Origin of the sequence: Thiomicrorhabdus sp. zzn3 (assembly GCF_029767755.1) — a bacterium.
GTDB lineage: Bacteria > Pseudomonadota > Gammaproteobacteria > Thiomicrospirales > Thiomicrospiraceae > Thiomicrorhabdus.
Genome location: NZ_JARUQS010000001.1, coordinates 1,579,498 through 1,591,210, shown reverse-complemented (window position 1 = coordinate 1,591,210; position 11,713 = coordinate 1,579,498). Strand labels below are relative to the sequence as shown.

The window sequence follows — 11,713 nt, the reverse complement described above, 5'->3', positions numbered from 1 at the left end:
GTTTTTAGGGTTTTATGTCGGTTGTTGAGATGCTTTCTAATACTTTATACGTATAAAATCCAATGTAAAGGGATTGGAAGGAATATTTTACCGAGGAGAAGGGCATGGAAAAGACCGAGCAACAAATTCTTAAACACCACGGAGGGGATGGTGAACAGGCACGTGAAATGATCACTTCCACCTACGAGCGACGACATGATAACGATTTTTGGGAATTCTGGAATGCGCAGATGGGAAGTGTTGTCGGCAGGAAAGAGGGGTTGATTGATCTCGGAGCCGGAACAGGTCAATTCATCAACGACTTAGCTCTGCGTTATCCGCATAATCCCGTTGTCGGTTTTGAAGCGGCACCCTATATGTTGGCCGCGCAGTTGCCTTTGCCTGACAATGCGCATCTGGTCAAGGAAGACCTGAATGAACCGCAAGCTAATATTGAAGCCGGTTCTGTCGCGACGGTAATGGCGAATATGTTGGTGCATGAACTGCCCCAGCCGGTGAATATGTTTAAGGCCGTTTATCGTTGGTTAAAACCGGGTGGGCGTTTCTGCATTATCGACCTGGTTCGCCAACCCTTGGCCGATTACCTGAATCATAAATATCCCGATAAAGCGTTGTGGACGGAAAATTTGCAGCGAGATGTCATTGAAGACGTCTTTCAACATTTCTTGGAGCACAACCGCTATCATGCCGATGATTTGGTGTACATGTTGGAAGCGCTTGATTTTAAGGTGATTGAAAAGACTCCGTTACGTGACGGTCGCCAGGTGCGTATCGTGGCGGAAAAATAGGGCTGACAATTCGCTTGGCCGGCCCGTTTGGGTTTGAGTGACATTTTTGTTTCAGAATTCGTTTTTGGCTAGATAATTAGACTTAAAAAGCGTAAGCTGAATTTTCATCAGTCACTTCGAATCCGCGCTGCGAATAAGCAAAGGAGTTTGGTATGAGTGAGCATGTCTCATGTGATTCGTCTTGTCGTTATGTCCGTTTTTTTGAAGAATTGCATATTGAAGACATTCCATTGGTAGGCGGGAAAAATGCCTCTTTAGGTGAAATGTATCAAAGTCTGGTACCCCAAGGCGTGCCGATTCCCAACGGATTTGCCATTACAGCAGACGCTTATCGTGCGATTCTGGATGAAAACAACCTGTGGGATAAGTTGCATGAATTGCTCGACCACCTGGATGCGGACAGCACGCAAGATTTGCAGCGCCGTGGCGCCCAAGCCCGTGAACTGATCTATTCCGCTAAACTGCCCGATGCTTTGTATGAAGAGATGGTTCAGGCTTACGAAGCGCTTACCGGTCAATACCATGATTCGATCTCTCTGGCGGTGCGCAGTTCGGCGACAGCAGAAGATCTACCCACCGCGAGTTTTGCCGGACAGCAGGACACTTATCTGAATATTTCCGGACTGTCCGCCTATATCGATGCCTGCAAACACTGTTTTGCCAGCTTGTTTACCGACCGCGCTATCCACTACCGGATTGATCAGGGGTTCGGCCATTTTGATGTCGCTCTGTCCATCGGCGTACAGCTGATGGTGCGTTCCGATCTGGCCGCTTCCGGGGTGATGTTCTCAATTGATACCGAAACCGGGTTTGAGGATGTGGTGCTGATTACCGGCGCATGGGGGTTAGGTGAGAATGTGGTGCAGGGGGCGGTGGATCCGGATGAATTTTATGTCCATAAGCCGACCTTTGAAAAGGGGCACCGCAGTGTCTTAAAACGCCACTTGGGGGCAAAAAAGATCAAGATGATCTACGCCTCTGACAGTAACCGCCGCCAACCGGTCAAAAATGTACCGACCTCGCAACTCGAGCGTAAGCAATTTTGTATCAGCGATGCCGAAGCTCTGAAGCTGGCCGATTACGCAATCAAAATCGAGCGTTATTACAGCGACAAAGCTGGAAGCAAAAGGCCGATGGATATGGAGTGGGCCAAAGACGGTATCACCAGCGAGTTGTTTGTGGTGCAGGCACGCCCGGAAACCGTGGCATCGCAACGCAAAGGCACGGTGTTGGAACGCTATGAAATTAGCCCATCACACCCTCTGCCACTGGTCAGCGGGCGTTCGGTTGGCGCCAAAATTGCAGTTGGTCGAGCCAGGGTGATTCATTCTGTGCACTATCTGCATGAGTTTCAAGAGGGCGAGATCCTGGTCTCCGATATCACTACGCCGGACTGGGAGCCGGTGATGAAAAAAGCGGCCGCGCTGGTCACCAACCGCGGCGGGCGTACCTGTCATGCGGCGATCATCTCCCGAGAACTCGGCATTCCTGCGGTGGTCGGTACTCAGCAGGGCACCGAGCGCATAGAGACCGGCCAGCTATTGACGGTTTCTTGCGCAGAAGGGGATGAAGGGCATGTTTATCCAGGGGAAGTGCCGTTTGAGATTCACCGTGTTGATCTGGCTGATATGCAGCGTCCTAAAACCGAAATGTTAATGAATTTAGGGAATCCGGAGCTGGCGTTTCAGGTCAATAGTATCCCTAATGATGGGATTGGCTTGGCGCGCATGGAATTTATTATCAACAACAGTATTCAGGTGCATCCTCAGGCCTTGCTCTATCCCGATAAAGTCGCTTGTGAGAAAACCCGCAATCAAATCGAAACGCTTACCGCCGGGTTTGCCAGCGGCGCGGATTATTTTGTACAGAAGCTCGCCGAAGGCATTGGCACCATTGCCGCCGGGTTTTACCCCAAACCGGTGGTGATGCGTTTATCGGATTTTAAGTCCAACGAATACGCCGAGTTGATTGGCGGTAAGTTTTTTGAATTGAAAGAAGAGAATCCGATGCTCGGATTTCGCGGCGCTTCCCGTTATAACGATCCGGATTACAAAGCGGCGTTTGCCTTGGAGTGTCAGACGATTAAGCGGGTTCGAGAGGTCATGGGGCTGGATAACGTCATTATTATGGTTCCGTTCTGCCGGCGGGTCGAGGAAGCGCGCGCGGTGATTGAAACCCTGGCGGAAAACGGTCTGGTACGAGGCAGCAACGGCTTGCAAGTATATATGATGGTGGAAATTCCCAATAACGTGCTGCAGATCGATGCATTTTCCGGGTATTTTGACGGCTTCTCTATCGGCACTAACGATTTGACCCAGTTGGTGCTTGGTGTGGACCGCGATTCGGAAAAAGTCGCGTTTGACTATGACGAGCGTGATTCGGGGGTCTTGCAGATGGTGCGTATGGCGGTGGAAGGGGCGCATCGCAACGGCAAACACATCAGCCTGTGCGGACAGGCGCCGTCCGACTATCCTGAATTTGCCGAATTTTTGGTGGAGATCGGCATTGATGCGATGAGCCTCAACCCGGATTCAATGCTGAAAACCCTGCCCAAAATTTTGCAAACCGAAAGCAAGATTAACGGCCGGGAAACGGTGGATAAGCTGTTAGTAAATCCTGTGGATAACTTTGGGATAAGTGGCTAAAAGATCTTAAATTTACGAGCTCTTGAATGGGGTTTTGTTTCTATCGCATTGAAAATAAACCGATTATGTTTGCTTTTAAGGTGGACAGGTCTCATTTGAACAGGCCTGTTGCTTTTCCACAATGAATCAGCCAATCTTATGGAAAAAGGGATCGCCAAGCAAAAAGCCTAAGCCGCTAACAGATCCACCAGGCCTACCAAGATGGCATAACGCGCTCCTTTCCCCAAGGCGGTCAGCAGCAAAAACAACCAGAAACGCACGCGCATGACCCCGGCAATAAAGGTCAAGGCATCGCCCAATAAGGGGGCCCAGGAAAACAGCAGACTCCATACACCGTAACGCCCAAACCATGCCTGACTTTTATGCAGACTGTCCGCCTTGAAGGGAAACCAGCGTCGGCTCTGGAAGTGCAGCAGATAACGCCCCAACAGGTAGTTGACTACCGCGCCTAACGTATTACCCAAGGTCGCCCACAACCATAAGCTAAACGGATCATAACCTTCCAGCAGCAGACTGCTGAGCAGGACTTCGGAGCCCGCCGGAATCAGCGTAGCGGCGAGAAAAGAGAGTAAAAACAGCGAAAGGTAAGCGTCTAAATAGGTTTCCATAGGGGCAATCGTTAAAACTGGCCGTAGGCGTTTTCAATGCGCAGTGGAACGGTTTGGTCTTCCGTCAAAGCAATCAGGTCAAATTGCATTTGGCAGTCCTGATAGTTGGGGTGGCGCAGCAAAAACTGTTCGGCACAGCGGTAAATGCGCTGCCATTGCGCTGAGGTCACCAGCTCTAGAGGATGGCCAAAGTCGGTGGATTGGCGGTATTTGACTTCAAAAAAGATCAAGGAGTTTGAACAGGCCTGGTAGCCGATCAGGTCAATCTCACCGCCACGGCATAGATAGTTGCTTTCAATGATTTCAACCTGCTGGCTCTGTAACCAATCGGCTACTTGGCGCTCTTTTTCTCGACCAATCAGTTTGCTGGCAAGGCGTTGTTTGATCGATTTGAACGCTTTCATGGTTTAACCGGCTGCCTCTCTATGGTGGGGGGAGCCGCTTTCTCATCACTGACCGCTTCAGCATCCGCCTCTTGCGGTTCCGGTGGAGGAACCCATCGAGTCAGTTGACCGATCGGTGAGTAGTGCGCCCAAACCAGTTTTTTATCGATGGTGTAGTCAGGATTGCGATAGAGAATGCCGCTTTGTCCCTGGTTCAGACACAGGTTATCGGCCAGTTTATGGTGCTGCATAGCAAGGATAAAGCTGTCCCAGCCAAAGGCTTCCAGAGGACTTTGCAGAGCATGCGGAGTAAAGATCGCCGGAATGGTCGGAAAGATCACATTCGCCAGATCGGGGTTGTTTTCGATCTTTTGTAGGTTGGCCGGGGTGAGGTTCGAAGTGGCATACACTGGCAGTTGCAGCTGGAAAAATTCGAACTGCGGGTGGAAGACCGCGACTTGCTTGGCGTTACCGATTAAGACGATGGCTTGGAGGTCTTGACGGGTACGCGGGAAAAACTCCAGTTTCTCGCCCAAAAGCCAGCGCAGATTGTTATAGCGTGCCTGGCTCGCCTCTTCATTAATCAGGTCGCCCAACGCTTTGCGCAGATTAAGTTTTTCCACGGGGTAGCTTTTGAACACCGCCTGGTTCTGCGGATTGCTGAGCCACTGGCTGAGCAGCGATTGCGCATTATTCATGTCGCGGGACATTTCACTGCTTAGAATGCCGATGCGCTGATAGCGGTTGGCTTCCAGCTGTTGGGTGATTTGCTGGCTTTCTGTCTGCGAACGGTAGTTAAAGCTGAGAAACAGCGGGCTATTGAGTCCGGCCTGTTCGGTTTCATTGAGCGCCAATACTTTTACCGGAGCCGTATGGCTACCCTGGTCTGACGGGCTTGAGGTGATTACTGGCAAATCGGTTGAGGAATTTGCGGTGTCGAAAGGTTTTAGATCCGTCGAACCGTCTTGTGTGGTCTGCGTGTTTTCTAAACCATCTTGCTGTTTTAAGTATTGTGCCAGACGTTCGACGCTCTCTTTGGTGAGTGGGCCGACGACAAAATCGGCGCCCTCATGCACGGCTTGTTGATAGCGTTCCACGACCTGCTGAGGATCACTGGTATCGTAAAAACGTACCCCCGTTTGGCGGTTGGAAATCATATAGGCTTTGAGCAAACCGTTACGAATCTGTTCGCCGACCTCTTGATATTTGCCGCTCAATGGCAACAGGACCGCAAGCTGTTTCACGCTCGGCTGCTTGAAGGTTTCGCTGAGTTCGGCCAGCAAATGGTGCTGGTAAATCGCGTTGGGTCGCCACTCTTTTAATGTCTGTAACGCGCTGTAAGCGTACAGTCCAGGTTGTTGCATCGCCTCGAGCAGGTCCGCCCATTGTTGAGCGGGCAAATCGCCTGCTTGGCGCAGGCGTTGAAGACGGCGGATGTCTTTAAATTCAGCCGCCAGAGTTTGCCATGTTTGGCGTTCAATTTCAGCCTGCTCCCGGTCATTGGCTTGGTGCCACAGGACTTCGGTCAGTTGCAGATAATCTGACCAGGCCTGTTGAGTTTGTGCGTTTAAACGCTGCGCACGCAGTTCCTCGCGGCTCATGGCCTCAGCAGGCTTGAGCGGGGTTTCGCTGAGAACGATGTCGGACGGGGCTTTTGCTGCCTTTTGGGGTGTGGTACACCCGGTTAAACCCAGTGTAAACGCACTCAGGCTCAATGAGGTAATGAAGGTGGCAATTAAAGGGGTGCGCATGTGCATTTTTCTATAGAATGTTCACAATTAATCGTAACGCTGATTATAACGAATCGGACCCCGTAAAGTAGGTCTAAATAGTCAGCCACAGCATTCAATCGAACCCTGTGTTTTGAGTTCTGACTCGCAGAGGTTCGCAATAAGGTGATTCATGGAGCATAACACAACCTTGGCCGAGGGCGGCACCCTCTATATTGTGGCCACGCCGATCGGCAACTTGAAAGACATTACCCAACGTGCACTGGAAACGCTGAGTGCGGTGGACTGGATTGCCGCAGAGGATACCCGGCATACGCAGAAGCTGCTGCAAGCGATGGCGATACAACGGCCTTTGCTGAGCCTGCATGATCATAACGAGCAAGCGCGCAGCAGTCAGCTGTTGGAAAAACTTCAGCAGGGTGAGCACGGCGCTTTGGTGTCCGACGCCGGTACACCGTTGATTAATGATCCCGGTTTTCATCTGGTCAAGCTGCTGCGTCAGAATGGGATTAAGGTGGTGCCGATTCCGGGGCCTTCGGCGGTCATTACCGCCTTGAGCGCCGCAGGGTTGCCGACCGACCGATTTAGCTACGAGGGTTTTTTGCCGGCTAAAAACCAAAAACGTCTACAGGTGCTGGAAGGATTAAAAACCGATCCGCGCACTTTGGTGTTTTACGAATCCCCGCATCGCTTAATGGAGTCGCTGCGAGCGTTGCATGACGTATTCGGCGGCGAGCGGTACATGGTCGCTGCCCGTGAAATGACTAAAACCTATGAGCAGTTTGTCTCCGGTACGGTGAGCGAGGTCATTACCTATTTTGATACGCACGTGGATAAAGTGCGCGGAGAGTTCGTTTTGATGGTGATGGGCGATGTGGTCGAAGCAGAGCATGAAATTGGCGAACAGGATGAACTGATTTTGGCGCTGCTTAAACAGAACTTACCGGTAAAACAGATCTCTGAAATTGTCGCCGATTACAGCGGACAGAAGAAAAAAGCGGTCTATAACCGTGTGCTGCAACTTAAGGAAACCTAAAGTCATCTTTAAAGCTGTTCAACAAACAGCCGTGGAACTCACAAATCAAAGAACCGCTAAAAGCCTCAGTGGTTTTCTATGCCACTCAATCGGTGAGTGGCGAGTGAACACTTAACAGGCGTGATCAGAAACGGCCATTTTGATAATCATCAAACGCCTGCATGATTTCGGCTTGGGTGTTCATGACAAACGGACCGCGCTGAACAATCGGTTCATTCAGTGGGCTGCCGGCAACCAGCAAAAAACGGCTGATCTGTTTGGCACGGTTTTCAATGGTGACGTGTTCCCCATGACTGAGGACGCCCAGTTGGCCAGCTTGCAAAGTCCGTTCTGAGGCAGGTTTCCCCACTTTAAGCTGGCCCTCATGCAGATAGATAAACGCCGTTTGCTGCATTGGAAAAGTTTGCACCAACCGCTCCCCGGGCGGAAGCTGGACATCGAGATAGGTGGGGTTGATAAAGTTATTCTGAATAACGCCCTGCGTACCGCGTTCGGTTTTGCCGGCAATGACTTTAATGCGGGTGCCGTTGGGCCAGACTTCTTCCGGGACTTGCTCTGGGGCATATTCCTGATAGCTCGGAGTGGTCATTTTCGCATGTGCAGGCAAGTTGACCCATAGTTGAAATCCCATTAACAGACCTTCTTCCTGTTCCGGCATTTCCGAGTGGATAATCCCGCGTCCAGCCGTCATCCATTGCACGCCTCCCGGTTCGATCACGCCTTGGTTACCTTGGTTGTCGCTGTGGCGCATGCGTCCGGCCAGAAGATAGGTCACGGTTTCAAAGCCGCGGTGAGGATGCGGGGGAAAGCCTCCGATGTAATCCTGTGGCTGGTCGGTGCCAAAGGCATCAAGCATTAAAAAGGGATCCAGGTTTTTTAACTGCGGTTGACCGATGATGCGGGTTAACTTGACTCCGGCACCGTCTGAAGCGGGGAGGCCGGTATAAACCTGTTGCAGGGTGCGTGGTGTGCTCATAGCGGTATTCCTGTTTGTGATCATTTTTATACTGTCTATATTAGACGTTGCTTGTTCGATGAAAAACCGCCAAAATGCCAACTAAATGTTCTTGAAATGAGAACAAATACAATGAGTGACGGATGGTAGGGTTGGTTCATGGGACGCCTGGAAGAGATTCAAATTTTTATTCGTATTGTCGAAGCCGGCGGAATTGGTCGCGCGGCAGAGCAGATGAGTCTGGCGAAATCGGCGGTGAGTCGCCGCCTTTCTGATCTGGAAGAACGCTTGGCTTGTAAACTGATCCAACGCACGACTCGTAGCCTGAGTTTAACCGATGCCGGTCGCATCTACTACGAGCAAGCATTGAAACTGGTCGAACAGTACGAGGCGATGAACCAGGCGATTCTACAGGGTGAACAGGCTTTAAGCGGGTCTTTACGGATCGCTGTTCCGCTCTCTTTTGGGTTATCCCACCTCACTCCGGTGTTGGATGAATTTGCTAAGCGTCATCCGCAGCTTAAATTGAATGTCGACTTTTCTGACCGTCAGGTTGATTTGGTTGAAGAGGGGTTTGACTTGGCGTTTCGTATCGGCGACTTAAAGGAGTCTGCGATTCAGGCGCGGCGCATTGTGCCGATCCGCTTTGTCTTGTGTGCCAGCCCCGAGTATCTGGCTGAATATGGAGAACCGCACGATCACGAAACCCTGAGATCGCATAAAATTTTGCGTTATACCGCCAGTAATGGGGTGTTGCCGTTGGTGGATCCTCAAGGAAATGCGCATCAGGTCCATTTTGATTCACAGATTCAGGCGAATAATGGTGATTTCTTGAAACGTATGGCCATGGCCGGTCATGGGATCGTTTTTTCGCCCACGTTTATTGCCTGGGAAGCGATAAAAAATGGAGAGCTGGTCCCCGTTCTCAGTGACTACACATTGCCGGAAATGAATGCTTACGCGGTTTATCCACAAAATCGTTTTCTTGCCCCCAAAGCGCGTGCATTTATCGATTTTTTGGTAGAGCGGTTTGGCAATCGGGCTTATTGGGATGAGCCGTTGGATTAATATGCGGGCGCTGGCAGTTCGGTTACGAATTTTGAAAGCTTAGCAGTGAGATGACTTCTTGATATTGCTCTTCCGTCAGAATCTGTTTGAGGCCAAAGACACATTCGATGGTTAGCGCCATACGTTTTTTATCCAGTTCGCTCAATTCCTGAATTAACTGTAAACTGTGGTTTTTATCTCCTGCACCATCCAGAGTGTTTTCTTTTAACTCACTTTTGATATCGTGATATTTGGCATTAATAAATTCCACTTCAGCAAAGTTGCTGCGCGCAATCGCCCGTACTTGATCCAGTTGTTCAGGTGTCAGTTGAAGCAATTCCAGGTTGTCCATCACAATCGGCATGAGGGCGGTGACTGGCGAGGAAGGTTTAAAGTCTTGAGCATGGCTGTTTGCCGTCAGCATTAATAGTAACAGCAGGCCTGTTGTGTTTAATAATGGCGCCATCCAACGAGTTATACGGTCTTTCATAATGACTCTCCCGTCCTTTTGGGTGTGTTTTTTACTTTGTCAGCGGATTAGAGGTTGAGTTATTTAGTCTGAAATTGAACGGACCTGTCAAGACTTGTTATTTGCTCACAATTAGTCTAAGTTGCTCACTTTCCTTTGGGCAATCCCGCTTAGCCAATTTTATTTTTATGTCTTTACCCCCTTTGAGTTCTGTCAGTTACGCACAACAGATTTTGCAAAATGTCTTCGGGTATGAATCCTTCAGGCCGTTGCAGTCGGCGATTATTGAAGATGTGGCGAACGCAAACGATTGCTTTGTGCTGATGCCGACCGGGGGAGGCAAGTCGCTGTGTTACCAGATCCCGGCGTTGATGCGTACAGGGACGGCCATCGTGGTGTCGCCGTTGATTGCGTTGATGCAGGATCAGGTGACGGCTTTGCAGGCGAACGGCGTCGCTGCGGCCTGTTATCATTCGGCATTGGATGCGGATTCAGCGCGGGCGATTTGGCAGCAGTTGCATCAAGGGCAGTTAAAGTTGCTCTATGTATCGCCGGAGCGGTTGCTCAACAGCGGTTTTCTGCAGCGTTTGCAAACCTTGCCTATTTCCTTGTTTGCGATTGATGAAGCGCATTGTGTGTCACAGTGGGGGCACGACTTTCGCCCGGAATACCGTCAGATCGGCCAATTGCGAAACACCTTTCCGCAGGTGCCGTTTATCGCGCTGACCGCGACCGCTGATCACGCGACCCGCGAGGATATCGTGCAGCGTTTGCAGTTGCGGGATCCCCGCATCCATATCAGCAGTTTTGACCGCCCGAATATCTTTTACCGGGTGCTGGAGAAGCAGCGGCCGATGCAGCAGCTGTTGCAGTTTCTGCAAGCGCGGCAAGGCGGGGAGTGCGGGATCGTTTATGCCTTGAGCCGCAAGCGGGTGGAAGAGGTCGCGCTGAAACTGCAGGAAGCGGGCTATGCGGCCAAAGCGTATCATGCCGGACTGCCGGCGGAAATTCGCGAGAAGGTGCATCAGCAGTTTTTGCGCGATGAAATTGACATCGTCGTCGCCACCGTGGCGTTCGGTATGGGAATCGACAAGCCCAATGTGCGTTTTGTGGTGCATTACGACCTGCCGAAAAACATTGAAGGCTATTATCAGGAAACCGGCCGCGCCGGGCGCGATGGGTTGTCGAGCGAGGTGCTGTTGCTCTATTCAATGCAGGATGTGGCCACGGCACGCCATTTTGTAGAACAGATCAGCGATGAAACGCAGCGGCGCATTGAGCAGTTTAAGCTCAGCAGTATGGTCGATTTTGCTGAATCATTGACCTGTCGGCGTACCGTGCTGTTGAACTATTTTTCCGAACCGTCGAATACGGCGTGCGGAAACTGCGATATCTGCCTGAACCCGCCGCAGTGGTTGCCCGAAGAGGAGGCAAAGGTGGTGGCGCAAATGGCATTGTCCTGCGTCTACCGGTTGCAGCAGCGTTTTGGCTTGCAGCATGTTATTGCGGTGCTGCGCGGTCAGGATAATGAACGTATCCGTACACAGGGGCACCAGCAGCTTAGCACCTACGGCATTGGCCAGGCGTACAGTGCGTCGGAATGGTTGAGCTTTTTGCGCCAGCTGATTCATCAAGGGTTTTTGTATCAGGATATTCAAAATTTTTCGGTATTGCGCCTGACGGAGCGCTCCGGTTCGGCCCTCAAGGGCCAGGCCGATTTGACTTTGGCGCGGCCGAAAACCACGTTGGAAAAACTCAACAGGCCGGGTGCACGCGCTGCCAACCGCTTACGCAAAGAGGCGCTTACTTCCGAAGAGTTTGAAGTCTTTGAAGGGCTGCGTGCGCTACGACGCGACATTGCCGAAAGCGAAGGGGTGCCGGCTTATGTCGTACTGGGCGATGCGGCTCTGCTGGAAATGGCGGTTAAACGCCCGGCAAACGATGCCGAATTGTTGAAAATCAACGGCGTCGGTGAAACCAAGCTGGCGCGCTACGGTTACGAGTTCTTGCGGTTTTTCACCCAATTAGCGTCTTAGTTGTTTGTGCATACTA

Annotated in this window: 10 protein-coding genes; 5 read left to right on the top strand and 5 right to left on the bottom strand. The window is 51.1% G+C overall.

Annotated features, from left to right (window positions below; translation table 11 throughout):
- Positions 1-104: 104 nt before the first annotated feature.
- Positions 105-788: a class I SAM-dependent methyltransferase gene (locus QCB44_RS07400; protein ID WP_279409067.1), complete on the top strand. Its 684-nt coding sequence runs from the start codon at positions 105-107 to the stop codon at positions 786-788.
- Between the two features lie 152 nt (positions 789-940).
- Positions 941-3,433: a phosphoenolpyruvate synthase gene (gene ppsA, locus QCB44_RS07395; RefSeq protein ID WP_279409064.1), complete on the top strand. Its 2,493-nt coding sequence runs from the start codon at positions 941-943 to the stop codon at positions 3,431-3,433.
- 167 nt (positions 3,434-3,600) lie between these two features.
- Here ppsA and QCB44_RS07390 read toward each other — a convergent pair whose 3' ends face one another.
- The 3 genes from QCB44_RS07390 to QCB44_RS07380 are packed head-to-tail and all read right to left on the bottom strand — an operon-like array spanning position 3,601 to position 6,175.
- On the bottom strand, positions 3,601-4,041 hold the full coding sequence (locus QCB44_RS07390) for a DedA family protein (RefSeq protein WP_279409062.1): 441 nt from the start codon (positions 4,039-4,041) through the stop codon (positions 3,601-3,603).
- A gap of 11 nt (positions 4,042-4,052) precedes the next feature.
- Positions 4,053-4,445 (bottom strand): YraN family protein, encoded by a 393-nt coding sequence (locus tag QCB44_RS07385; protein ID WP_279409061.1) that lies wholly within the window; start codon positions 4,443-4,445, stop codon positions 4,053-4,055.
- The gene (locus tag QCB44_RS07380; RefSeq protein ID WP_279409059.1) at positions 4,442-6,175 is read right to left on the bottom strand and encodes a penicillin-binding protein activator; all 1,734 of its coding nucleotides are present in this window, start codon (positions 6,173-6,175) and stop codon (positions 4,442-4,444) included. Before QCB44_RS07380 ends, QCB44_RS07385 begins: the two co-directional genes overlap by 4 nt.
- 151 nt (positions 6,176-6,326) lie before the next feature.
- On the opposite strand from QCB44_RS07380, the gene rsmI reads away from it, so the two are divergent.
- Positions 6,327-7,190 carry a 16S rRNA (cytidine(1402)-2'-O)-methyltransferase gene (rsmI, locus tag QCB44_RS07375; protein ID WP_279409057.1) on the top strand — a complete coding sequence of 288 codons (864 nt, stop codon included), beginning with the start codon at positions 6,327-6,329 and terminating at the stop codon, positions 7,188-7,190.
- 124 nt (positions 7,191-7,314) lie between these two features.
- On the opposite strand, the gene QCB44_RS07370 is transcribed toward rsmI, so the two are convergent.
- The gene (locus tag QCB44_RS07370; RefSeq protein WP_279409054.1) at positions 7,315-8,166 is read right to left on the bottom strand and encodes a pirin family protein; all 852 of its coding nucleotides are present in this window, start codon (positions 8,164-8,166) and stop codon (positions 7,315-7,317) included.
- 138 nt (positions 8,167-8,304) lie between these two features.
- On the opposite strand from QCB44_RS07370, the gene QCB44_RS07365 reads away from it, so the two are divergent.
- On the top strand, positions 8,305-9,213 hold the full coding sequence (locus tag QCB44_RS07365) for a LysR family transcriptional regulator (RefSeq protein ID WP_279409053.1): 909 nt from the start codon (positions 8,305-8,307) through the stop codon (positions 9,211-9,213).
- Positions 9,214-9,235: 22 nt separating this feature from the next.
- Here QCB44_RS07365 and QCB44_RS07360 read toward each other — a convergent pair whose 3' ends face one another.
- On the bottom strand, positions 9,236-9,682 hold the full coding sequence (locus tag QCB44_RS07360) for a hypothetical protein (protein WP_279409051.1): 447 nt from the start codon (positions 9,680-9,682) through the stop codon (positions 9,236-9,238).
- A gap of 167 nt (positions 9,683-9,849) precedes the next feature.
- Between QCB44_RS07360 and recQ the strand changes: the two genes are divergently transcribed.
- On the top strand, positions 9,850-11,697 hold the full coding sequence (recQ, locus tag QCB44_RS07355) for a DNA helicase RecQ (RefSeq protein ID WP_279409050.1): 1,848 nt from the start codon (positions 9,850-9,852) through the stop codon (positions 11,695-11,697).
- The last annotated feature ends 16 nt before the right edge of the window (positions 11,698-11,713 follow it).